Source organism: Ruegeria sp. AB10, from assembly GCF_056542745.1.
The window spans coordinates 826,471-849,327 of the sequence record NZ_JBQGAI010000001.1 but is presented as its reverse complement, the minus strand read 5'-3'; the positions used below and the strand labels follow the sequence as shown (position 1 = coordinate 849,327).

Annotated in this window: 26 protein-coding genes and 1 other RNA gene; 10 read left to right on the top strand and 17 right to left on the bottom strand. The window is 60.8% G+C overall.

Features of this window, described 5'->3' with window-relative positions:
• Positions 1–44 precede the first annotated feature (44 nt).
• From ACR0NT_RS04280 to ACR0NT_RS04235, 10 genes are all read right to left on the bottom strand, one after another.
• The gene (locus ACR0NT_RS04280; RefSeq protein ID WP_170670626.1) at positions 45–2,036 is read right to left on the bottom strand and encodes a CocE/NonD family hydrolase; all 1,992 of its coding nucleotides are present in this window, start codon (positions 2,034–2,036) and stop codon (positions 45–47) included.
• A 51-nt stretch (positions 2,037–2,087) separates the two neighbouring features.
• A complete protein-coding gene (locus tag ACR0NT_RS04275; protein WP_170440977.1) occupies positions 2,088–3,191 on the bottom strand; it encodes a DUF4147 domain-containing protein in 1,104 nt (367 codons plus the stop codon).
• Positions 3,191–3,628 carry a D-aminoacyl-tRNA deacylase gene (dtd, locus tag ACR0NT_RS04270; RefSeq protein WP_170670628.1) on the bottom strand — a complete coding sequence of 146 codons (438 nt, stop codon included), beginning with the start codon at positions 3,626–3,628 and terminating at the stop codon, positions 3,191–3,193. Before dtd ends, ACR0NT_RS04275 begins: the two co-directional genes overlap by 1 nt.
• A 25-nt stretch (positions 3,629–3,653) precedes the next feature.
• Positions 3,654–4,322 carry a nitroreductase gene (locus tag ACR0NT_RS04265; protein ID WP_170440981.1) on the bottom strand — a complete coding sequence of 223 codons (669 nt, stop codon included), beginning with the start codon at positions 4,320–4,322 and terminating at the stop codon, positions 3,654–3,656.
• 91 nt (positions 4,323–4,413) lie between these two features.
• On the bottom strand, positions 4,414–5,505 hold the full coding sequence (locus ACR0NT_RS04260; protein ID WP_170670630.1) for a TFIIB-type zinc finger domain-containing protein: 1,092 nt from the start codon (positions 5,503–5,505) through the stop codon (positions 4,414–4,416).
• 35 nt (positions 5,506–5,540) lie between these two features.
• Positions 5,541–6,686 carry an SPFH domain-containing protein gene (locus ACR0NT_RS04255; protein ID WP_170670632.1) on the bottom strand — a complete coding sequence of 382 codons (1,146 nt, stop codon included), beginning with the start codon at positions 6,684–6,686 and terminating at the stop codon, positions 5,541–5,543.
• A gap of 21 nt (positions 6,687–6,707) precedes the next feature.
• Entirely contained in the window at positions 6,708–7,718 is a 1,011-nt protein-coding gene (locus ACR0NT_RS04250; RefSeq protein ID WP_480442640.1) for a DUF2927 domain-containing protein, read from the bottom strand.
• Entirely contained in the window at positions 7,678–8,868 is a 1,191-nt protein-coding gene (locus ACR0NT_RS04245) for a toxic anion resistance protein (RefSeq protein ID WP_170670634.1), read from the bottom strand. The genes ACR0NT_RS04250 and ACR0NT_RS04245 overlap by 41 nt, the downstream gene beginning before the upstream one ends.
• A 30-nt stretch (positions 8,869–8,898) precedes the next feature.
• Positions 8,899–9,813 (bottom strand): 5-bromo-4-chloroindolyl phosphate hydrolysis family protein, encoded by a 915-nt coding sequence (locus ACR0NT_RS04240; protein WP_170670636.1) that lies wholly within the window; start codon positions 9,811–9,813, stop codon positions 8,899–8,901.
• Positions 9,814–9,987: 174 nt separating this feature from the next.
• Complete coding sequence (locus ACR0NT_RS04235; RefSeq protein WP_480442639.1) at positions 9,988–10,797, bottom strand: pseudouridine synthase; 810 nt, start codon at positions 10,795–10,797, stop codon at positions 9,988–9,990.
• Positions 10,798–10,858: 61 nt separating this feature from the next.
• Between ACR0NT_RS04235 and ACR0NT_RS04230 the strand changes: the two genes are divergently transcribed.
• Positions 10,859–11,320, top strand: coding sequence for a nucleoside deaminase (locus ACR0NT_RS04230; protein ID WP_170670639.1), 462 nt, complete (start codon positions 10,859–10,861; stop codon positions 11,318–11,320).
• Here the strand turns inward: ACR0NT_RS04230 and ACR0NT_RS04225 are convergent.
• A complete protein-coding gene (locus ACR0NT_RS04225) occupies positions 11,310–12,002 on the bottom strand; it encodes a metal-dependent hydrolase (RefSeq protein ID WP_170670641.1) in 693 nt (230 codons plus the stop codon). The two genes, ACR0NT_RS04230 and ACR0NT_RS04225, sit on opposite strands and share 11 nt — an antisense overlap.
• A 60-nt stretch (positions 12,003–12,062) precedes the next feature.
• On the opposite strand from ACR0NT_RS04225, the gene ACR0NT_RS04220 reads away from it, so the two are divergent.
• The gene (locus tag ACR0NT_RS04220; protein ID WP_170670643.1) at positions 12,063–12,719 is read left to right on the top strand and encodes a ceramidase domain-containing protein; all 657 of its coding nucleotides are present in this window, start codon (positions 12,063–12,065) and stop codon (positions 12,717–12,719) included.
• A 3-nt stretch (positions 12,720–12,722) separates the two neighbouring features.
• Here the strand turns inward: ACR0NT_RS04220 and ACR0NT_RS04215 are convergent, their stop codons facing one another.
• A complete protein-coding gene (locus ACR0NT_RS04215; RefSeq protein ID WP_170670645.1) occupies positions 12,723–13,286 on the bottom strand; it encodes a DUF4202 domain-containing protein in 564 nt (187 codons plus the stop codon).
• Positions 13,287–13,430: 144 nt separating this feature from the next.
• A complete protein-coding gene (locus ACR0NT_RS04210) occupies positions 13,431–13,589 on the bottom strand; it encodes a hypothetical protein (RefSeq protein WP_170670647.1) in 159 nt (52 codons plus the stop codon).
• 228 nt (positions 13,590–13,817) lie between these two features.
• On the opposite strand from ACR0NT_RS04210, the gene gatC reads away from it, so the two are divergent.
• The 5 genes from gatC to rnpB all read left to right on the top strand — a co-directional run bounded on the left by gatC (position 13,818) and on the right by rnpB (position 17,544).
• Positions 13,818–14,105: an Asp-tRNA(Asn)/Glu-tRNA(Gln) amidotransferase subunit GatC gene (gene gatC / locus ACR0NT_RS04205; RefSeq protein WP_170325838.1), complete on the top strand. Its 288-nt coding sequence runs from the start codon at positions 13,818–13,820 to the stop codon at positions 14,103–14,105.
• Between the two features lie 3 nt (positions 14,106–14,108).
• Complete coding sequence (gene gatA, locus ACR0NT_RS04200) at positions 14,109–15,596, top strand: Asp-tRNA(Asn)/Glu-tRNA(Gln) amidotransferase subunit GatA (RefSeq protein ID WP_170670649.1); 1,488 nt, start codon at positions 14,109–14,111, stop codon at positions 15,594–15,596.
• A gap of 40 nt (positions 15,597–15,636) precedes the next feature.
• Positions 15,637–16,350 carry a hypothetical protein gene (locus tag ACR0NT_RS04195; protein ID WP_170670651.1) on the top strand — a complete coding sequence of 238 codons (714 nt, stop codon included), beginning with the start codon at positions 15,637–15,639 and terminating at the stop codon, positions 16,348–16,350.
• Positions 16,334–17,020, top strand: a complete 687-nt coding sequence (locus ACR0NT_RS04190; protein WP_480442637.1) for an N-acetylmuramoyl-L-alanine amidase — start codon at positions 16,334–16,336, stop codon at positions 17,018–17,020. Before ACR0NT_RS04195 ends, ACR0NT_RS04190 begins: the two co-directional genes overlap by 17 nt.
• 126 nt (positions 17,021–17,146) lie before the next feature.
• Positions 17,147–17,544: RNase P RNA component class A (rnpB, locus tag ACR0NT_RS04185), an RNA gene on the top strand.
• An 8-nt stretch (positions 17,545–17,552) separates the two neighbouring features.
• Here rnpB and ACR0NT_RS04180 read toward each other — a convergent pair.
• A complete protein-coding gene (locus ACR0NT_RS04180) occupies positions 17,553–17,885 on the bottom strand; it encodes a GYD domain-containing protein (protein ID WP_170441009.1) in 333 nt (110 codons plus the stop codon).
• A gap of 645 nt (positions 17,886–18,530) precedes the next feature.
• On the opposite strand from ACR0NT_RS04180, the gene rpmG reads away from it, so the two are divergent.
• Positions 18,531–18,698: a 50S ribosomal protein L33 gene (gene rpmG, locus ACR0NT_RS04175; RefSeq protein WP_005630270.1), complete on the top strand. Its 168-nt coding sequence runs from the start codon at positions 18,531–18,533 to the stop codon at positions 18,696–18,698.
• A 206-nt stretch (positions 18,699–18,904) separates the two neighbouring features.
• Positions 18,905–19,411, top strand: coding sequence for a hypothetical protein (locus tag ACR0NT_RS04170; protein ID WP_170441011.1), 507 nt, complete (start codon positions 18,905–18,907; stop codon positions 19,409–19,411).
• Between the two features lie 147 nt (positions 19,412–19,558).
• Here ACR0NT_RS04170 and ACR0NT_RS04165 read toward each other — a convergent pair whose 3' ends face one another.
• Both ACR0NT_RS04165 and ACR0NT_RS04160 read right to left on the bottom strand, forming a co-directional pair.
• Complete coding sequence (locus ACR0NT_RS04165) at positions 19,559–20,296, bottom strand: Bax inhibitor-1/YccA family protein (protein ID WP_170441013.1); 738 nt, start codon at positions 20,294–20,296, stop codon at positions 19,559–19,561.
• Between the two features lie 183 nt (positions 20,297–20,479).
• Positions 20,480–20,689: a YjiS-like domain-containing protein gene (locus ACR0NT_RS04160; protein WP_170670657.1), complete on the bottom strand. Its 210-nt coding sequence runs from the start codon at positions 20,687–20,689 to the stop codon at positions 20,480–20,482.
• 127 nt (positions 20,690–20,816) lie between these two features.
• On the opposite strand from ACR0NT_RS04160, the gene ACR0NT_RS04155 reads away from it, so the two are divergent.
• Complete coding sequence (locus ACR0NT_RS04155; protein ID WP_170441017.1) at positions 20,817–21,698, top strand: LysR family transcriptional regulator; 882 nt, start codon at positions 20,817–20,819, stop codon at positions 21,696–21,698.
• Here the strand turns inward: ACR0NT_RS04155 and ACR0NT_RS04150 are convergent.
• Complete coding sequence (locus ACR0NT_RS04150) at positions 21,695–22,651, bottom strand: NADPH:quinone oxidoreductase family protein (RefSeq protein ID WP_170441019.1); 957 nt, start codon at positions 22,649–22,651, stop codon at positions 21,695–21,697. The genes ACR0NT_RS04155 and ACR0NT_RS04150 overlap by 4 nt on opposite strands.
• Positions 22,652–22,857: the final 206 nt, after the last annotated feature.

Below are 22,857 nucleotides of genomic sequence, written 5' to 3'. Positions count from 1 at the left end.
GTCGGGCGGGCAAGAACAAATGTCTGACACTTGAGCGTCCCGCATCACATTTGATCACGCGGTATGGCATCCTCCAGTTGCTTGGTTGATACCAGTTTGTCGTCTTCAAAGGCATCTATACGAGCCCTGAGGAAAAAGGAATTCTGATCCGCCCACATCTCGCATGAGGTTTCTGTGCGCAGGTCGATACCGTTCCGGCTGATTTCTTGCATCCATTTGCAATATCCCCGGGCCGAGAGGGGATCATCCGGGTGGATCGTCCAGCGTTCATGCGCCATTCCGCCGTGGATCAGGCCGTGGTCATTGTTGGTAACCAGACCAAAGTCATCCTCGATGATCAGGTGGGTTTCGCCCGAGTTCATGTCCGTTTCCACCCGCCGCGAATTGTGCGGTGCGCGCAAGGAGGTCTGCCCCAGCGGCGGGGCCGACTCGGGCGGTGGAAACGCATATTCGTCATCACCGGACGGGCGTTGCGGTATGGTGATGTCACCTTGCGTCAGGTGCAGTTCGGTGCATTCGGGCGACGGCCAGATCAGCGGCCAATAGGCGCTGGAGATTGCGACCCGCAGTCTGTGCCCCTTGGGGACGCGGTAGGCGATGTGGTCCAGATCCAGCGAAACCTCATAAGCGGCGCCCGGCGTCAGCGGTGTTGGCTCGGCGTGGCTGTCGCGATGCGTCAGGTTCAGCACGCCATAGGTAATGCGTGTCGAGGCCCCATCCGGGTGCACATGGTTCAGCCGAACGGCAATCTGCGCCTGCGGGCGGTCGGCACTCAGGCGCAGGCGAATGCGTGGCGCGCCGACGATATCCATGTTCTCAGCCAGCGGTACGCCATCGAAACAGGCCGAAAGTGCATCATCAGTGCGCTGATCTCCGGGCATGTCGGGACCCAGCCAGATGGCGCAGTATTCTCCGCTTTCCATGCCGCAGGTCTGCGGTGACCTCACCCGAACGTCCAGTGTTCCGTTCTGTCCAAGGCCCTCATTCGACAGGCCCAGTGTCAGGGCGGGCAGATGAGACGTGGCCCGCTCGGCCTCGGCAATCCAGCGCCCCGGCCGTTCATTGTACCGGCGCTGTGGTCGCACACCATCCATCAGATAGGCCCGGTAGGCCGGATCTTTGTCTACGCCCGTATCGATGCCTTTCAGCCAGTGATCCCACCAGCGCAGAGCTTCTTGCAAGAATCCGATTCTTGGTTCGGGTACTGCGAAATGAGGGTACTTGTGCACCCAAGGCCCCACGATCCCTTTGACTGGGGCTGTCAGTTGCTCAACCAGCAAAGGAACGGTGTTCTTGTAGGCATCCCCCCAGCCGCCGATCGCCAGAGTCGCCGCCTGAATCGCGTTGAAATCCTCACAAACCGAGCCGTGCTGCCAATACGCGTCCCGCCGCTGATGACGCAGCCAGACCGAGGGCAAAAACGGCTCATGCTCCAGCCGCTCCAGCCACAGTTCGCGCCAGTTCGGACGCAGATCCGGGTCCGGAGGACGGGAGGAGTACGACCATATCGTCGCGCCCCAGCCCAAGTTCTCGTTCAGTAGGCAGCCACCTTTATAGTGGATGTCGTCCGCATAGCGGTCGGCGGTGGAACATAGGGTGATGATCGCCTTCAATGGATCGGGTTGCAGCGCTGCCACTTGCAGCGCGTTGAACCCACCCCAGCTGATCCCCATCATCCCGACCATGCCGGTACACCAGGGTTGCTGCACCAGCCAATGGATCGTCGCGACGGCATCGTCCAGCTCTTGCCGGGTATATTCGTCCTCCATCAGCCCTTCGCTGTCGCCATTGCCGCGCATGTCGACACGAATGCAGGCATAGCCCCGTTCCGCAAACCAAGGGTGGGTCAGCGCATCGCGCACGGTCGTTCCGTCACGCTTGCGATAGGGCAGAAATTCCAGAATGGCAGGGACAGGGTGTTCCGTTGCATCCGTCGGACGCCAGATGCGTGCAGACAAGCGGCAGCCATCGGGCATCTCGATGCCGACGTCGGGGGTGTCTTCGATTGCGCGTAGAGCGTTGGCAGGCGGTGTCATCCGCACACTGTCGGCGGGGACTGCAAACCAATTTCGGTCAAAATCGTCAGATCATTCGCGGATTGCGACAAGCAGATCCATTACATTCGTTCCCGTCGGCCCTGTCACCAGCAATGCACCGACGCGATCAAGATAACTGCCGCTATCCGCCTGCTGCAACGCATGTTCTGCGCCTTCGCCCCAGGTGGTGCCGTCGATGACAGCGCCGGCCGCATCGGTTGGACCGTCCGTGCCATCGGTTCCGCCGACAACAACGGTAATTCCCTCGGATCCCGCAATCTCGCGAGCCAGGGCCAGCGCCAACCCCTGATTACGCCCCCCGCGTCCCGGGTTTTCGGGCAGAACAACCGTAGGCTCTCCGCCGAAAACCATGACGCCGCTGGGCATGGCGCGGATACGTTGGCCCAGCGCTTCGGCGACGTTCAAAAAGTCATCGTGCAGACATTCTTCGTTGGTGAGAACCGTCAGGCCTTCGCCTTTTGCCAAATCCGCAGCGGCCGCGCGGGCATGAGCATTCGAGGCCACGATCTGCGTGCTTGCCTCAAAGCCATAGCTTTCCGGCAGTGCCCCGATCCCCGATCCCACAACATTCAGGTCATCCCCGGGCACATCCGAGATCGCCAGTACGGTCGCCTTTTTTCCTTGAAAATGAGACAGAAGCCCGCCGCCTTTGATCCGCGACAGCTTGCGGCGCTCGGCGTTCATGGCCGTTATGTCCAGCCCCTCGGCCAACAGCTGTTTGTTTAACTGCTCCAGATCGGACAGCGTTTTGCCCGGTAGCAAATCCTCGGCCAGCGAAGACGCCCCGCCGGACACCAGCAACAGCAGATGCGAGCCGGGCTGCATTGCTTCGACCGCTTCGCGCAGGGCCTGACCGCCCTGAAGGCTGCGGCTGTCGGGAACCGGATGAGAGGCCTCGATCACTGTCACATGATCCGGCAGGTCGCGTCCGTGGTCGTCCTTGGTGACAACCAACGTCGGGCGTGGGCCAAAATGCTCCAAAGCGGCGAGGGCCATCGCGGCAGCGGGTTTGCCCACGGCCAGGATTTGATCGGGTGCGGGGATATCGTGCAGCACTTTGCTGGTCGCGGCGTGGCCGCCCACGGCATCAACACCGGCCTGCCAGATACGAATTGCCTGTTCTTTTCTGTCCATCAGCTTTCCACCCAAATCGTTACCGGCCCGTCATTGACCAGTTCTACCGCCATATCCGCCCCGAACTCACCGGTCTCGACCGGCACGCCATGCGCCGCAAGCCGCTGGGCGAACACCTCATACAGATGCTTGCCAAGATCCGGCGCCGCCGCTTCGGAAAAGCCGGGCCTGTTTCCGCGCGACGTATCAGCAGCCAGCGTGAACTGGCTGATCACCAGCGCCGAGCCTTCGATATCCTTCACCGACCGGTTCATTTTCCCGGCGTCATCCTTGAAAATCCGCAGTTTCGAGACCTTGGCGGCCAGTTGATCCGCCTTTGCCTCATCATCGCCCTGCATTGCGCAGACCAGGATCATCAGCCCCGGTCCGGTCTGGCCGATGACCTGACCGCCGACCGATACGCTGGCGCGTGAAACTCGTTGTAGGACTGCGCGCAAATTTACTCTCCGCCTGGTGCGTCTGTTACCCGAGCCATTCGACAATCTCGCTCAGACCGGCGCGGTCGGTTCGAAAGCCATTGGCGGGGTGATCTTTATCCGCATAGCCAAAGGAAATCGCGCATAAAATCATTCGGTCGTCCGGGATGTCGAAATAGCGGCGCAGAAACGGGCTGTACGTGGCGACCGCCGCTTGTGGGATCGTGGCCACGCCAAGTGCTTGTGCGGCCAGTGAAAATGCGGTAACGAACCCGCCGCAATCCAGCGCGCCATAGGCCCCAAGTTCCTTCGGGCTGGTGATGATCGCGCAATGCGGTGCGCCGAACAGTGTGAAATTCTCCATCATCTGCCGGGCCGAGGCTGCGCGGTCGCCGCGTTCCACGCCCACCGCCTCATACAAGGCCCAGCCGCAAGTCCGGCGGCGGTCCTGATAGACCCCGGAATACGAGGTCGGAAAGGGCAGGTCCGGGGCAGGGGTGCCGGTCATGGCCTCATTCTGCAGCGCTTCTCGAAATCGGTCGGTTTCTTCGCCGCTGGTGAGGATCACGTGCCAGGGTTGGGCATTGCACCAACTGGGAACACGGGTGGCACTGGTCAGGATTTTTTCGATCTGCCGCTTCGGCACCGGATCGGGAAGGAAGGCCCTGCAGGAATGCCGTGCTGTCAGTAGTTGAGTCAGATCGGATAGTGTCACACAGGCCTCCCCGCTCGGCGTTGACGCGGCGCAGAATGGCGTCTGATCGCGCGAAGTTCAAGCGCTAACAATTGCGGGCTTGGTAACCGCTTCAGCCCTGCTGTCCGGTCGCCATCAAATACCCGACACCAGCGGCCACAAGCAGGCCCAGAACAACGGCTATGGTGATCTTGATGGCGGACCATGGGCGCTCACCCTGAACGCGGCCGGTACGGCCGTTCACGACAAAGCGATAGGTCTGGCCGCGATATTTGTAGGCCGCCATCCAAACGGGCAGAAGGATATGCTTGAAAGTCACATCCCGCACATCCGTATCGATCGCGTGTATCCGCTGGCGGTCACCGCCGATGTCAAAGCGCACATCCCGCTCAATCACCCGCGCCATGTAACCGCGCGCCTCGGTATAGCCGTCCTGCAATTCGACCGTGTAGGCCTCGGCCCGGAAGCCCGCCAGATATTCGGGCCGATAAGGCTCCAGCGCCGGCAGGTCCCAGGGCTCCAGCGCCTCGGTATAGCTTTTGGGCAAGGACCGCGACGCCAATACTAGCACGTCGTCAAAGAACCGCTTTACCCGCCCGGATTTCGGAGACCACCGCACCTTGGGCACTTGCTGCTGCACACGCTTGCCGTCGCGCATGACGGTCCGGGTTTCATAGTAGACGGTGCCACGCTCGCCGCGATAGCTGGATTGCGTATCCGCATCAAACGTCCAGTACGGCACGTAAATGCCCTGCATCTTGCGACCTTTGCGGGCGTATTCCTGCAACCCGTTCGGCGCAAACCACAGCCGCCCCAGCCAGTCCCCCATCGCCTTGTGCGCGGCTCGTTCGTCTATGGCAAAGGGCAGCACCCCCCGCGGTTTTATATGCCGATTGACACCGGTATCCGTAACCACTGGCGTTGCGCAAAACGGGCATTCAGCGGCGTGGGTGGCGGGGTCGAACTCGACCTGAGCCGCGCAGTTTGGGCAGGACAGAACACGCGTTTCCTCGATCTCGCTGTCGGGCAGGCGGTCCGCAATGGCCGCATCGAAATCCAGCTCCTTCAGGTTGGCACCGCCCCAGGGGCCAGCGCCAATTGCCTCGGAATGCCCGCAATGGTCGCAGGTCAGGCTGCCATCACCTGGGTTGAACCGGTAATCTGCACCACATTGCTCGCAGGGAAATCGATGTTCTTCGGTCATCGTGCGGCCTTATTCTTGCGCGGACGTGTGAAAGGTCAGGCGCCGGGCGGCGGCGGCGGCAGAATGGTGAACAACTGCGCCAGTTCCTGCACGTCTCCGGCCTTTTTCCAGCCGTCTTGACCGGCGGTCCAGACATGGGTGTCGCGGGTAATTTCCCCGTCTGTCGCCATCCGTCCCATCTTGGCCTTCGAAAACGGCCCGCTGGTCTGACCATCCACCGCGATATGCCACACATGCTCGACCGGAGGCGGCGGCGGTGCCGCATGCGCTGCCGGTTGCGGGGCAGCGGGGGCGGAACTGCCCCACGGGCCGCTCGGTTGACCCGCTGCCATGTTCGACATCTGCTGTGCCATCGCCATTCCCATGCCCATGCCAAGACCCGCGCCCATGCCGCCACCCTGACCGGGGTTGTTGGCGGCGGCGGTCATTGCTTCGGCTGCGGAATACTGGGTGAATTTGCCCAGATCTCCCGCCAGCCCCATCGAGGTGCGCTTGTCCAGCGCGGCCTCAACCGCGGGCGGCAGCGAGATATTTTCGATGTAAAACTCGGGCATCTCCAGCCCGTAGCCGTCCAAAACCGGAGACACCTCGGCTGCGATCAGTTTGCCCAGGTCAGCGGTATTGGCAGCCATGTCCAGAACCGGGATACCCGACCCGGCGATCACGCGGCTGAATTCCTGCACGATGATGTTGCGGATCTGAAAGCTGATCTCGTCCATGGTGAACTCACCATCGGTGCCCACGATCTCAACCAGGAATTTCGCCGGGTCCTTCACACGCACAGTATAAGTTCCGAAAGCCCGGATACGGGTCGGGCCGAACTCGGGATCGCGCAGCATGATCGGGTTCTTGGTGCCCCATTTCAGGTCATTGAACCGGGTCGTGTTGACGAAGTAGATCTCGGACTTGAACGGAGACTGAAAGCCGTGATCCCAGTGCTGCAGGGTCGTCATGATCGGCATATTGTTGGTCTCGAGCATATAGAGACCCGGCGTGAACACATCCGCCAGTTGCCCCTCATGCACGAACACGGCCGCCTGGCCTTCGCGCACGGTCAGCTTGGCGCCGTATTTGATCTCGTGCCCCTCACGTTCGAACCGCCAAACCATGGTGTCGCGGGTGTCATCGACCCAGTGAATGACGTCGATAAATTCTCCGGTCAGAAAATCGAAAATACCCATCGGGGTCTCCTTTCCTTGGGCTCAGAGCTGCTGGCCCATCAATTCACGCGCAATGATCCGCACCACAGGGCGGGCGCCCTCGGCCGTCACGCCGGGTGTCAGACGCGGATCATAAAGCATTGTCAGTAGTTTTTCGTCATGGCTGGTCAGCAGCGCAAACTCGTCATCGTCGTTGAAGATCGAGGGCCGCGCGGCAGGGCTGTCATTGGACAGTCCAAGGCCCTGTGCAATCTCTTCGTGGATACAACTGCGGCGCAACAGATCGGGTAGTTCGGTCCGGATCAGTGTCACCGCCCGCACATATCGGTTCGGAGCATTGCTTGTGGCCGAGGCAAACACGAAACAGTCGATATTGGCGCGCGGGTTCGCGACCAGATCCAGCGAGGCCTGGCTGATATTCGGGATCAACTGCTTGAGGCGCATCACCACATAGCTGCTGTCATCCTTGCCCGCAAAGAACACGTGGAAATTGGCCTTGCGATTGACGACCGAGATCGGATGATCGGTCAGCTTGGCCAACCGAGCCGTGAAGGCTTCGACCTGCGCGGCATCCTGTTTGCGCGCTTCGGGCGGAACGGACGGGGCGAATTCGGTCTGCACACGCACTGGACCTGTCCATCGGCTGAGCTGCCCGTCCGTCTTGCGCGAAGATGCAGTCACCGCGTGATCGGGATATTCGCTGTAGAAGGCAATAGCCTCAAAATTGCGCGCCAGATCGTCAGCGTCGTAAGGCGTATCGGGGCCGCCCCCGTCTATGCGCAACAAACCACGGGTCAGCAGATCGCGCTCGACCCGCTTATAGAACCGGGCCAGATCCTGACTGGCCGCGGACGGCGGGACATAGGCATTGGGTGCAGGCGCGGGCGCCGCGGGGCGCGGTTGCGGGACAACAGAAGACGTCAAAGTTTCATCGCAATTGGCCAAAACCAAAAGCGTGACAAAACCCAAAAGGGGCTTCAGATATCCCGATACCCGCACGCGCAGCCCGCCGTCAGCCCGGAACCGCCGTTCCGGCATTGTCGCCGATACCATCCTGCCGCGCCTTGGCCGAGGCCAGCGTGTCGCGCAGTTCGGCTTCCATCTTCTGCAGTTCCTGCTCGGCGGCAGCGCGTTTGGCTTTGCCCTCATCCGCGATGGCAAGGCTTTCGTTGATGGTGCCGATCAGGTCAGCATTGGCCTGTTTGACCGCTTCGATATCGAACACGCCGCGCTCCATCTCTTCGCGGATCATCTTGTTCGACTCGCGCAGGTTCGCCGCGTTCGAGGTCAGCAACTCATTGGTCAGGTCATTGGCATCGCGTACGGCGGCGGCGGCCTCGGCGCTGCGCTGAATGGTAACGGCCTGCGCCAGTTGGGTTTCCCAAAGTGGTACGGTGTTCACCAAGGTCGAGTTGATCTTGGTCACCAGAGACTTGTCATTCTCCTGCACCAGACGGATCGAGGGCAGCGATTGCATCGTCACCTGACGGGTCAGTTTCAGGTCATGGACCCGACGTTCCAGATCGTCGCGCGCGGCGCGCATGTCGCGCAGTTCCTGCGCTTTCATGACCTGCTGGTCCTCGGGCGCGGCCTGAACCTCAGCCTCTTTTTCGGGGATGTCGTGGCTGTCCAACTCGGTCAGCTTTTCCTCGCCCGCCGCGATGTAAAGCGCCAGTTCGTCATAGAACCCCAGCGTCTTTTCATAGAGCAGGTCCAGCGATTTGATGTCTTTCAACAGCGTGTGTTCATGGCCCAGCAGGTCATCGGTGATGCGGTCAATCTGGCCCTGAACATCTTCGTATTGCGCGGTGAACTTGGCAAAAGGCGCGGCGCGGCCCAGCAGTTTCTCCCACCAGCTGCGTTCGCGGCGCACGTCCAACTCGCTGACCGAGAAACCACGGATCGTGGTCACGATGTTGCGCAGGCTGTCCCCGGCGGGTCCCACATCCTTGTTGCGCACATCCGCCAGCATGGCCTGGCTGATTTCCTGCAGTTCGGCCTGCGCGGACGAGCCGAAAGATACGATCGAGTTGGTGTTTTCCATGTCGATCTCGTCCATCCGCTTGCGGATCTCGGCGCTGACGGGTTCGTCGGCCTCTTCCAGCGAAACAACTTCGGCCGTAGGTTCGGGCAGGGCGACGGCGGTGACTTCCTGCACCAGTGTTTCGGCCTCGACCGCCTTGTTCTTGATCGCATCGGACATGGGGTAATCCTTTCTCAAATAACTGTCCGGTCAGTCCAACCGGACGCCTTCGCGTTGCAGACGTTCGCGCAACACGTCAATTTCAACCGTCAGATCACTGCGGTCATCCAAAAGCATCTTGCGGGTGCGGGCCGCGAAATTCTGTTCCAGATCGTCCAGCAGGGCGGTGTAGTCGGCCAGCGCCTGCGCGTCGCGCGTGCGAGCAAAGACGTCGGCGAACTTCACTGTCGCGTCGCGCGCACCCTGCAGATAGACGGTCAGGTATTTACGGGCGCCTGCCAGATCGCGCGGGTCTTCCTCGACCGTGCGGAACAGATCGCGGGCGGTGTCCTGAAACCGTTCGACCCGCGCTTCGACTCGGCGGTCGCCGGCGCGTTTGATGGCATCGGTCATCTCGGACAGATGGGTTTCGGCGTCCTCGACCACCCGGGCCACACGGTCCTGCTGAAAGGTGTCGACCCCCTCCATGCCCTTGTCTTTCATCGGGTCCAGCCCGAACGACACCGAATGCAGCACCGTGGCCACCGCGCCAAACAGGATCGGAGCCACCAGACTGGCCTGCGCGGCAGTCTCGGCGTCCAGATATTCGGACCGATATGCGGCCAACGCGGTACCCAGCCCGGTCAGTACACTTGCGAAAATCTTGCGGGGAAAGGCCGGGCGGCGGGCGGTGCGGCGCGCGTTAAAGGCGGCCTCGGCGCGCAAGCCCTCGCGCAGAAGAAAGGCGGCACCGGTCAGAAGGCCTGCTGCGATCAGCCCGATCGTCATCCCGATCGCACCGTCGTTCAGCGACAGAAACACCAGTGGTATGGCGGGCAAGAACAGAATATTTACCCGCGCGCCTGCCGGTTCGACCCTTGCGCCGTGGAATTGCCCGCGCGGCGGTTTGTCGTCGTCGGACCCACCGCCTTGAGGGCTGAATTTTCCGCCATACCGCTGTGACATGCGCTAAAGGCCCCCCAGTACGCCGGTGCAGACACCGAACAACAGCACCAACAAGGCCGCATAGGCCAGTTTTTGCACTCCGGTCCCTGACATGACGCCCCCCATAAGCAACGCTCACGGAAAATTTAGGCGATACGAGGGCTTGGCGCTAGGGGGAAGGTTGGCAAACCCGCGTCACTTGCGAGTTTTCTTGCCGATTGGCGCCCGTTTTCGTTGCGGTCGTGCGGGGCGTTTCGGCTTGGCTTCGGGTTCCGCATCCAGCCCCAGTTGATCGCGCATCACGCGGCGGCGGATTTCCTCGACCTCGCCTTGTTTCAGGCTGCCCAGTTGGAATGGTCCATAGGACACACGCAGCAGGCGGTTCACGGCATAGCCGATATCTTCCATCGCGCGGCGAATTTCGCGGTTCTTGCCTTCGCGCAGGCCGATGGTCAGCCAGGCATTCGCGCCCTGCTGGCGGTCCAGCGAGACGTCCATGGGCAAAAACCGCTCGCCATCGACCACAAGGCCCTTGCGCAGAGGGGCAAAATCCTCGTCCTTGGGCCGCCCGTTCACACGCACGCGGTATTTCCGCAACCATCCGGTCGAGGGCAATTCGAGCTTGCGCTTGATGCCGCCATCATTGGTCAGCAGCAGCAACCCTTCGGAATTGAGGTCGAGCCGACCAACGCTCATGACGCGGGGCATGTCTTCGGGCAGATTGTCGAAGATGGTCGCGCGGCCCTTTTCGTCGCGCGTCGTCGTCACCAGGCCGGGCGGCTTGTGATACAGCCACAGGCGCGAGGGTTCAGGTTCGGACACCGGCTTGCCGTCAACGGTGATCTTGTCTTTGCCGGTGACGTTCAGGGCAGGGCTATCGATGGTCTTGCCATTCACGGCCACACGGCCAGCTTCGATCATGCGTTCCGCTTCACGGCGCGAGGCAACACCTGCGCGGGCAAGCACTTTGGCGATCCGATCGCCGGGAGGAGGGGTTTTGGTCATCCGCAGCCCATAGCGCATCCCGCCCGCTTGCGAAAGACAGGTTTCTGATGCAGTCAGAGGCATGGAGTTCAGATCGCATATGGACAAGGCGCTGGCCGAGGCGCGCGCAGCGGCAGATCGCGGAGAGGTTCCGGTGGGCGCTGTCATCGTCGCGCCTGACGGTCGCGTTGTAGCCACAGCTGGAAACCGGACGCGTGAGTTGAACGATCCCACGGCACATGCAGAGATTCTGGCCCTGCGCGCCGCCTGCGCCGCGGCCGGGTCTGAACGGTTGCCTGACCATGACCTCTATGTGACGCTGGAACCCTGCGCAATGTGTGCGGCGGCATTGGCCGCGGCGCGTATCCGACGCATTTATTATGGCGCCGCCGATCCGAAATCCGGCGGCGTGACTCACGGCGCGCGGGTGTTCACCCATAAACAGGCACACCATGTCCCCGAGATCTATGACGGCATCGCAGGACAGGAGGCCGCCGACCTGCTGAAAGCCTTCTTTGCCGCGCGGCGTGATCCTAGAGAGTGATCGGTTTCATCAGTTCGGGCTCGATCACATCCACACCCGGTAGCCCGTCGATCAACGCCTGAGCGGACTGTTCCAGAATCGGGAAGGTTTTGTAGTGGCAGGGAATTACGGTCTTGAAGTTGAAGTACCGCTTGGCCGCATAGGCCGTTGCTTTCATGTCCATAGTGAAATGGCCACCCGCTGACAGAATGCCGATATCGGGTTTGTAATAGTCTCCCATCCAGTCCATATCGGCCATGATGTCTGTGTCGCCCGAGACATAGAGCATATGCCCCTCGGACGCGATCATGAACCCGACCTCGCTGCCGCCCGTGCGCAGGCCATCAGGGGTTGAGAAGGTTGAGCTGTGCGAGGCGGGCACCATCGACACCATCACCCCGTTCAGGTTCACCGTGCCACCCTTATTGAAGCCGATGGTTTCGATGCTTTCCGCCTCTGCCCAATACCCCATCAGATCGTATTGGCCGACCACGGGCACTTTCAGGTGCTTGGCCAGCGAAACAACATCAGCCACATGGTCGAAATGCGTGTGGGTCAGCAGAATATGCGTCGCCCCGTTCAACGCAGTGTCGTGATGTTGGTCCTCCAGCACCGGGTTGCCGGTCAGCCAGGGGTCGATCAGCAGAACCTGCCCTTCGGTTTCGATGCGGAAACTGCCGTGCCCCAGCCAAATGATGTTCATGAAAACGTCCTCCCAAAACAAGCTCTTGGCATCAACCTAGCATCGGTTATGTAAAAGTTCATGGACTGGTTTCAGGAAATTGACGGCTATTGCGAGCGCCTGTCGCCCGCCTATTGGGCCGAGCCGATCAACGCCGTGACAAACGCGGCGTTTCTGATCGCGGCTTTTGTCATGTGGCGGCGTGTGCGCGGGCAGGGGATGCCTCTGGCAATGGGCCTGGTGATCATCCTCGCGGTGATCGGAGTGGGCAGTTACCTGTTCCACACCCATGCGCAGGTCTGGGCCGCGATGGCCGATGTCGCGCCGATTCTGCTGTATATTCTGGTCTATATCTTCGCCATCAATCGGGATGTCTGGCACATGCGGCCAGGCTATGCCCTGATCGTCACCCTTCTGTTCGTGCCCTATGCCGCAGCGACGATCCCACTGTTCCAGTTCATTCCGGGTCTGGGTGGATCGTCGGCATATGCTCCGGTGCCGCTGCTGATTCTGATCTACGCATTTTTGCTGCGCAATCGCGTCCCCGAAACAGCGCGTGGCTTGGCGATCGGGGCGGGCATCCTGATCGCCTCGATCATCATCCGGGCTCTGGACGAACCCCTTTGCGCCCAGCTTCCACTGGGCACACATTTCATGTGGCATATCCTGAACGCCACCATGCTGGGCTGGATGATCGAGATCTATCGCAGGCACATGGCCCGCGCGTCTCAGACCTGAAACTCAGGTTTGAAACGCAGCGGCCAGATGTTCGGGCAGGTCAAATTCGGACAGGACCCGCGCCCGACCCTCGGCCGACATCTTGCGGGCAGTCTTTTCAACGATGCTCTGAATCTTCTCGGCTGAGTGCTTCTCGGCGAAGGGCGCGAAGTACCACTTGAGGAAAACGAAGCAGATCACATCTTCCAGCGCCTGCACCTCGTCGTCGCGCTTGATGCCCTGTTTGCGCAGCATCCGTCCAGCGGCTTCGATGTCATCCGCGCCGTAACCGGCCTGTTCCATCATCGCCATGACAGCCTCGGCGTGATGGACGCCCTGCGCCTTGCGCCAGGCCAGATATCCGGCGCGGCCCTCGGGGTATTCGCTGCGTGCCAGTTTCCAGCGCTCGACATGCTGACCCCGAGCCGCAATTTGCAGCACATCTGAGGCGTCCGGGAAAAGCCGGTCCAGCTCAGCGCTCATGCGCTGGCCGTACAGCAGCTCGACCGGCTGGCCGCCATCTAGGTTGGGGTCTTGGGTGTTGGCCGCATCAATTGCGTCCAGAACTGCTTGTTTGCGCGCGCTCATCTACTGCTCCGTTGGCTTGCCGGCCCAGATGTTTGGTCCGGCGGATCACTTTGATCACCCTAGCGGTTGGACGCAATAAGCGCAGCAGTCAATTGCAGTTTTTCCGGGCCAGGCGTCGGATACCCGACCCGGAGAGGGGGGATGTCATTTGCTCAGCTTGGTCTGATCCTGCGTGACGGGCTGCGAGACGGTTTCCGGGAAGGTCAGGTCGCGCGTCAGGGTGTTCATGGTGGGGCCAAAGGCCTGCGCCTGAGCTGCAAGAACAGTGGTCGCCAATACGAATGCGGTCATGAACGTTTTCATTGTCTTTCTCCGGTTAGTGGCTGTGCCATACATCATGAAATGAACCGTTCAGTATAGTTTTTCAATGCCGAAAATGAACTATTCGGTTTACTTTTGCGTATAGGGGATATGCAAAATTGAATGGCAGTAGCCATGCGCAGGCCGAAACGCGGCTGATCGACCCCTCGGCGGTCTTGCGACCCGGCCCCCAGACAGGTAAATGCCCCCTAACGCATATGAGGTTTTCCGATGTCGATTGACCAAAGCACCGCCGCCAAGGTGGCCAAACTGGCCCGGATCAAGGTCGAGGATGACGCGCTGCCCGCGCTGGCGTCCGAGTTCAACACCATCCTTGGGTTCATCGAGCAACTGAACGAAGTGGATGTCGAAGGTGTCGAGCCGATGGTCTCGGTCGAGCCGATGCGCCTGAAGCGGCGCGAGGATGTGGTCACCGACGGCAACCAGCAGGACAAGGTTCTGGCCAACGCCCCCGACGCGCGCGAGGGCTTTTTCGCAGTCCCCAAAGTGGTGGAGTAAGACATGAGCGATCTGAACAAACTGGGCCTGGCCGAGGCCCGCGACGCGCTGCGCAAGGGTGACGTGACCTCGGTCGAGCTGACCGAATCCTGCCTGAAGGCCATCGATGACGCCGATGCGCTGAACGCTTTTGTCCACAAGACGCCCGAGATCGCGCTGGAACGTGCCAAGGCTGCGGATGAGCGGATCAAGGGTGGCGACGCGCCTGCCATGTGTGGTCTGCCGATCGGCATCAAGGATCTGTTCTGCACCAAGGGCGTGCCGTCGCAGGCGGCCTCGAAGATTCTGGAAGGCTTCAAGCCGGAATACGAGTCCACCGTGTCGCAGCAACTGGCCGATGCCGGGGCCGTCATGCTAGGCAAGCTGAACATGGACGAATTCGCCATGGGCTCGTCCAACGAAACCTCCGTTTACGGCAATGCCGTCAGCCCATGGCGTCGCGGTAATGACGATGCGCAGCTGACCCCGGGCGGCTCGTCCGGTGGCTCGGCTTCGGCCGTGGCTGCGGACCTGTGCCTGGCCGCGACCGGCACCGACACCGGCGGCTCGATCCGCCAGCCCGCCGCCTTCACCGGCATCACCGGCATCAAGCCGACCTATGGTCGCTGCTCGCGCTGGGGCATCGTGGCCTTTGCGTCCTCGCTGGATCAGGCCGGTCCGATGACCAAGAATGTGCGCGATGCGGCGATCATGCTGGAAACCATGTGCGGTCACGACCCCAAGGATTCCACCAGCGCCGAGCTGGCCGTGCCGAATTTCGAAGCGATGCTGACTGGCGACATCAAGGGCAAGAAAATTGGTATCCCCAAGGAATACCGCATGGACGGTATGCCCGCCGAGATTGAAAAGCTCTGGGCCGATGGTGCCGAGATGCTGAAAGCCGCGGGTGCCGAGATCGTCGATATCTCGCTGCCGCACACCAAATACGCGCTGCCTGCGTATTACGTGATTGCCCCGGCCGAGGCGTCCTCGAACCTGGCCCGCTATGACGGTGTCCGCTATGGCCGCCGCGCCACGCTGGCGCAGGGGGACGGCATCACCGAGATGTACGAGAAAACCCGCGCCGAGGGCTTCGGTCACGAGGTTCAGCGCCGTGTCATGATCGGCACTTATGTGCTGTCTGCGGGCTTCTACGACGCCTATTACAACCGCGCACGCCGCGTTCGCACGCTGATCAAGAAAGACTTTGAGGATGTCTTCGCCGCAGGAGTTGACGCGATTCTGACCCCGGCCACACCGTCGGCGTCCTTTGCTCTGGGCGAGATGACCGAGGCTGATCCGGTTCAGATGTACCTCAACGACGTCTTCACCGTGACGGTGAACCTTGCCGGCCTGCCGGGTGTTTCGGTGCCTGCCGGTCTGGACAAGCAGGGCCTGCCGCTTGGTCTGCAGCTGATTGGACGTCCGTGGGAAGAGGGCGATCTGCTCAACACGGCTTACGCGCTTGAGAACGCGGCCGGGTTTGTGGCCAAGCCGGGTAAATGGTGGTAAGCCTCGGGTCAGGCAAGACAATACAAGACGGAGCAGCTGGATGCGCTTTACGCTTCTGATCCCCGCAATCGGGTTGGTGGCCGCCTGTGATACGGTGGCACCAGTGGGTGGCCCGGATTTCAACACGCCCACCTACCAGGCGCAGCGCGAGGCGCAGTTGGCAGGGCAGGGATACACTGGAAATCCTCTGCTTGGCCCCGCCGAGGTGACCGAGCAACAATTGGGCGCGCCCGGCGCTGACGCTCCTCTGCCAACCGGCGAAAACGCTGACCTTGCCTCGGCAACCGCAGCTGCCTTGGCCAGCACGTCGGGGCAACCCACATATGTACCGCCCGCGTCACCGGTCGAAGATCCCATCAACAACGGGATCTCGGACGAACAGGACTTCGACGCGGTTTCGGATCGCCGAACCATCGAATCCGATGCAGCGCGGATCGAACAGAACCGTCAGACCTATGAGGTTGTTGCACCAACAGCCGTTCCGGCCCGTGGTTCGGACGGTCAGCCCAATATCGTGCAATACGCGCTGAACACCTCGAACCCGGTGGGAACCCAGCTCTACAGCCGTGCCGGGTTCAACCTGCAGGCCAAGGCACAGCGCAACTGCGCCCGCTACCCGTCGGCCGATCAGGCGCAGATCGATTTCCTGTCCAACGGCGGACCGCAGAAGGATCGCAAAGGCCTGGACCCTGATGGCGACGGTTTCGCCTGCGGTTGGGACCCAAGCACGTTCCGCAGTGCCGTCAACAACTGAACCACAGACACCCATCTGGCACCCGTCCCCGAATTTTGGTGAGCGCAGGGACGGGCTGACTCCGTCTTTGGTGGTCATCCACTATACCGCGATGGACAGCGCGCAGGCGGCGCTGGATCGTTTGTGCAATCCCGAACACGAGGTCTCGGCCCATTACCTGATCGGCAGGGATGGCACGCTTTGGCAGATGGTACACGAGGAACACCGCGCCTGGCATGCGGGGGCAGGGGCATGGCACGGGCAGAAGGATATCAATTCGCGCTCCATCGGGATTGAGCTGGACAATACCGGTACGCACCCTTTCTCAGAACCTCAGATGGCGTTGCTCGAACGGCTGCTGCGTCAGATCATGAAGCGCTGGGCCATAAAGCCAAGCGGTGTGATCGGGCATTCCGACATGGCGCCCGGCCGCAAATACGATCCCGGCCCCCGTTTTGATTGGCTTCGGTTAGAGCGAAACGGATTGGCCGCCCGACGCGGAATTGACGACGGCCCGCAAGACGCGTCGCCTGACCTGTTCCGAACCGTGGCATGCGCGGCAGGGTTCAGCGCTGATGTGGACGATGACACCCTGCTGGCGGCTGTTCGCCTTCGGTATCGTCCCTGGGGCAACGGACCGCTACAGCCTGCTGATTTCACTCCACTTGGTCATTCTGCCCTCTGGACCTGATCCGCAGCTTCATCTGGCCAAAAATATCCCGGGGATGAATTGGCCGCAGGCCAAGAAGGGGCTGGCCCCTTGTCCACCCTCTCCACCCTTGACGCCGCCAGACACAAAGCATACCCACCGCACTGCGCGGAGGACCGGATGGCCGCTGGGGTGCAAGCCCGAGAGGAAAGTCCGGACTCCACAAGACAACGGTGCCGGGTAACGCCCGGGCGGGGCAACCCGACGGAAAGCGCCACAGAAATCAGACCGCCCGCGACTTCGGTCAACGGTAAGGGTGAAACGGTGGGGTAAGAGCCCACCGCGCCGCTGGCAACAGCGGCGGCACGGCAAGCCCCACCGGGAGCAATGCCAAATAGGGTCCCCGCGCGGACAGGTCGGCGTCAGCCGATACCGCCGCTAAGCGTGTCTTGGCCGAGAGGGACCGGGTTGGCAGCTTGAGCCGCGCAGCAATGCACGGCCTAGAGGAATGGTCATCGAAGGGGGCAACCCCGGAACAAGATCCGGCTTACAGGCCCTCCGCGCGTTTTTTCAATCACTTGCCCGGTGGTGCATAGGCGCCGGTCAGTTTCGCGGCTTTCTTGGTGACCGAGACAAAATCCTTCGCCTTCCAAGCGCGTACCGTATGAACTTTTGACACCGCGCCTGATGCCGCAACCGCCATTCCAACTGCCACGGCATCAGTGCCGTCCGGGGCTTCGCTGATGACCACCACATCATTTTCGCCCGTCGTCATATAGAAACCCAAAAGCTTGCCGCCGACCTTTTTCAGCAAAGCCCTGACAGGTGCCGTACGGTCCACAGGCTTTTTCAGCATCCCCTTGACTCCATCCTGTGAATAGGACGCGTAGGTAATGAAAATAGGCATGTCTAACTCCTGTAAAAGTTGATGCAGGACCTTTAATCAGGCTGGTCCTTTAGCCCTCTTGCAAGTATCAGCCGGTCGCGATCTGCTGCGGTCGCGATCAGTCAAGCGTCCGTGGCGTCAGATGCCGATCCGGTACCGGAAGCACGCCATGCTGTTTGGGGGCAAAGGACGGGCTGGCTGTTCTGCCGCCCTTTTCCGCGCGATAGCCTTCAAACGTGTTTGGCAGGAGAAAAGATGTTCGGTGGGCTGCCACGGAAGCGATAGTCGGGACCGGGCACGTTCTGCATGTTCTTCCCGGTTCCAATTCCAACCCATCGGGGAAACCGAAGACATGCCACCTCGCCATCTCGCCGATGCCTTCACCTGTCATGCCCCCCAAGTGATCATAAAAACTCTGCTGGCAGAGCGTCTCGCCTGGACGTGGCGCCTCGGGGTCCGAGCCTGTTATCGGCTTCTTTTGTCGGGTGTAATCGCGCGACCATATCACAGAACCGTGAACCAGCCAAACCAGCCTGTACCCCGACCTCATGATTTATGAGCTTTACGGACGGATTCCGGTTGACTCAGCCGCGCGACCGGGTAAAAGCGCACGCTCATAGGAATTCAACCGAAAGGCCCCTGCCTTTTCGGACGCAGGAGATAACCATGGCGAAGCCGACGACAATCAAGATCCGTCTGAACTCGACCGCGGGCACGGGCCACTTCTACGTGACCAAGAAAAACGCACGCACCATGACCGAGAAAATGACCGTTCGTAAATACGATCCGGTCGCTCGGAAACATGTCGAGTACAAGGAAGGCAAGATCAAGTAATCTGCCGTCCAGCTTGGACAGTTTCAAAGGGTTCTGCCACGGCAGGGCCCTTTTTCTTTGCGGGTCATTCCGGGGGCAGGGCTTCATGGCCCCTCGCGCCGTTGCAACGAAGCATCAGCGGGCAGGGCAATCGGGTCCGCAGTGGGTTGCTTTTTGTCGGGGCTTGCCTCTACGCTTCAACAAATCGTTCCAAAATGTTGGCCGTCATGAAAAAAATCTTGTTATCCACAATGACTGTGCTGGCCCTTGCGGCCTGCGAAGACCCCTATAACCGCGAAGGCGTCGGGTTCACGGGGATCGATGGTGAACCCCGCTCGATCTCGGATGTGCCGGGTGCGGCTGCCTTCCTGCCGCCTGCGACGAATGTACCGGCTGAACTGGCTGTGCTGCCCGCTGTTCCCGTGGTGACCGACCAAACCGAAGCAGAGAAAGTCGCACGTGTCGCAATCGACAACGGTGGACGCAGCGACACCGACTCGGTGGTTCTGACCGGGTCCGACACCAACCTGTTCCTGAGCACGGTCAACGTGAACGGTACTCTGTACGGTGTGCTGCGCACCGCGAACAACAGCACCCGCGTCGATAACAAGGTCGGTGCAACGTTTGGCCGTGATGCCGAGCAGTTCACCGGCTGCCTGCCAGCGGGTGAAGTGTATCGCAAGGGCTCTTCCGAGCGTAGTTCGGGTTTTGCCGTGGCGCTAAACTGTAGCTAAAACCGCTTCACGCGAATTCTGAAATAGCCTCTGCCGAAGTCGGCGGAGGCTTTTCTTTTGCGCGGCCCGTTCGTTGAGAAACACACGCGCAAAGAAAAGGGGCGGAGCCTTTCGGACCCGCCCCAGACGTAAAAGTTCTGAGCGCTGTTATTCGCGGTTACCCAGCAGCTGCAGCAGGAACATGAACATGTTGATGAAGTCCAGATACAGGCTCAGCGCACCCATGATTGCCGCTTTTCCAAGCCATTCCTGATCGCCGGCATGGGCCATCTGCAGGTAGGTTGTCTTGATGTTCTGCGTGTCATATGCGGTCAGGCCAGCAAAGATCAGAACGCCAATGAACGGAATCACAGCACCCAGGCCCGGAATCGGCCAGATCATCTGGATGATGGACGCCACGATCAGGCCGATCACACCCATGATCAGGAACGAGCCCCAACCGGAAATGTCTTTCTTTGTGGTGTAGCCCCACAGTGAGAGCCCGGCAAAGGCGATCGCAGTTACCAGAAAGACCTGAGCGATGGAAAAGCCGGTAAAGGCGGCAAAAATCCAGCTGATCGAAAGTCCCATGACTGCGGCAAAGCCGTAGAAAAAGGTTTGAGCCCCCGCAGCGGACAGCCGGTTGATCATGCCGCTAAACAGAAACACCATTCCCAGCGGCGCGAACATCACGATCCAGCCGAGGATGTTCGGGCTCAATGTAACCGGGTCACGGAACACCGACAGCAGTTGCGGGTTCGAGCCGACGGCCCATGCCACTGCAAATGTAATCAGCATGCCTACGGACATCGTGCCGTAGACTTTGTTCATGTGGGCGCGCAGGCCCTCGTCAATCTGGGCAGCGCGCGCGCCGGCCGCCGTCCGGATCGTGTCAAATTGTGCCATTAAAGGGTCTCCCTTCACATCATCCTTGTCGTGGTCCGAAAAGCGGACCCCGTTCCTCGCAAATATCGGCAACTGCGGGTCACGTTTCAAGGGTTTAGAGGCGGAATCCGGCTAAAACACGAAACAAAAATGGCGACCTGCGGGTACGGGTCGCCATTCATTGCGAAAAGATGAGTGTCGGAGTCATTTTTGCCAGAATTCCGGCGCATCCCAGATTGGGCGGGCCGCCTCGGCCTGGGCCTGCTCGCGCGTGATCCCGATATCTTCCAAAGTCCGGGCGTCCAGCCTTGCCAGGGTGCATCGCTGGCGGCGCAGGGAAAGCGCATCCCACAGCAGGGTCAGGCCAAAGCGGCGGCGGGGCGGGCAGTGTCTGTTAATCGCAATTTGGGTCATGATTGTTGTCCTTTCCGTGATCCTCGATGAGTTTCTGCGGTATCATCAAGTTCCTTGATTTATATGGCGCGATAAGGCACATTTTGAAAATGAATGTTTATGAAGTGACACATAAGGATTCGTGAACATGCGAAATCTGGACATTACGACCTTGCGGTCATTCGTGGCGGTGGCGGATCAGGGCGGCGTGACACGCGCTGCCGGGTTCCTGCACCTGACGCAATCTGCGGTATCGATGCAGCTGAAACGGCTGGAAGAGCTGCTGGGCCTTGAACTGCTGGACCGCAGCGGTCGGACAATCGCGCTGACCGCGTCCGGCGAGCAGCTGTTGGCCTATGCCCGCCGCATGATCGCGCTGAATGATGAGGTGATCTCGAAACTCACCGATCAGGCGTTCGAGGGTGAGGTGGTGCTGGGCGTGCCGCATGACATTGTTTACCCGGCGATTCCCCGGGTGTTGCAGCGGTTCAATGCGGATTTTCCACGGGTGCGGGTGCAGTTGGTGTCTTCCTACTCGCTGCAACTGAAAGACATGCTCAAGCGTGGCGAGTGCGACCTGATTCTGACGACCGAAGCAAACAGGGGTGATGGTGCTGAAACCGTCGCGGAATTGCCGCTGCGCTGGATTGGCGCGCCCGGCGGGTCGGCCTGGCGCAAACGGCCGATTCCCATTGCGGTGGGTCGTCGGTGCATGTTCCGGCCGCAAATGATCGCAGCGCTGGATGAGGCAGGCCTACCGTGGGAGCTGTCGGTGGAAACCGAAAACGACCGCACCATCGAGGCCACCGTGTCCGCCGATCTGGCGATTCACGCCATGCTGGACGGCACCGAGGCGGCGCATCTGGTGCAGATCGACGATGGCGGTGTGCTGCCCGATCTGCCTGCGCATATGATCAACCTGTACGGCGGAGAGCCCGGACGTGGCCCCGTGGTCGAGGCGTTGACCGATCTCGTTCGGCAAAATTTCCGTATGCTCGGCAGTAGCCCCCTGAAGGCGGTTGTCGGCTAAGGGGTGACCACGACCTTGCCGGTCGCCGTACGGTCTCGCAGCAGTTGCAGGCCTTTCTCGGCGTCCGTCAAGGGCAGCAGGTGGCTGATATGGGGTTTGATTTTCCCCTCGGCGTGCCAGCGAAACAGGGTTTCAAAGCTGTTCCGTACGATCTGAGGCCGGAAGGTCAGGTACCCCCCGATATAAAACCCGATCACCGTCAGGTTCTTGATCAGCAGGTGGTTGGCCGGAATCTGCGGAACCTCTCCACCCGCAAAACCGATGGGCAGCAGACGCCCTTCGGGGTTGGTGGCGCGAAAGGCGGCCTTGAACACGTCGCCGCCTATTGCGTCATACACGACATCTGCGCCGCCAAGCTGTTTGACCCGCGTGCGCAGATCCTCGGATGCGTCGATCAGGTGGTCCGCCCCGGCGGCCTGCGCCACGGCCAGCTTGTCCGCGCCCCGGGCCTGAGCGATCACGGTCGCGCCCATCAGTTTGCCGATCTCGACCGCTGTCAGGCCAACACCACCCGCCGCGCCCGTGACCAAAAGGGTCTCGCCGGGTTGCAGGCGGGCGCGGTGGTCCAGTGCGATGTGGCTGGTGCCATAGGCGATCTGAATGGCCGCGGCGTCTTCGAAGCTCATCGAATCGGGCAGGGGAATCGCGCGGTCCGCGTCGAACACTCCGAATTCGGCCAAACCGCCCTGACCGGAATAGACCGCGATCCGGTCTCCCGCTTTCAGATGTGACACACCGGGACCGACTGCATCGACCACTCCGGCGATTTCCATGCCCTGTGTGAAGGGGGCGGGCGGCGTGTCCTGATACGTACCCTTCTGCATCAGCAGGTCGGCAAAGTTCAGACCGCAGGCCTTGATGGCGACCCGCACCTGCCCTTCCAGAGGCTGCGGGATGTCAATATCGCAAAGCCGGGCGGCCGCGCCCTGGGTTGGAATTCGATAGGCCAGCATGAGTGTGCTCCTGTGGTTAGGCGCATAGGTTCGTGCTGTTTGGGGTTTGTCAATCTCTTAGCCGGGAATTGAGTGTGGCAGCCGCGTCAGACTTACCCTGCGGCAGGGACGTGTGCCGGGCTGGCGCGGCACAACTTTAAACATCTGCTCTGCGAAACAGATTCAACCTTCTTGAAAAAATACCGAAAAAGCGCAATATTGTCTGA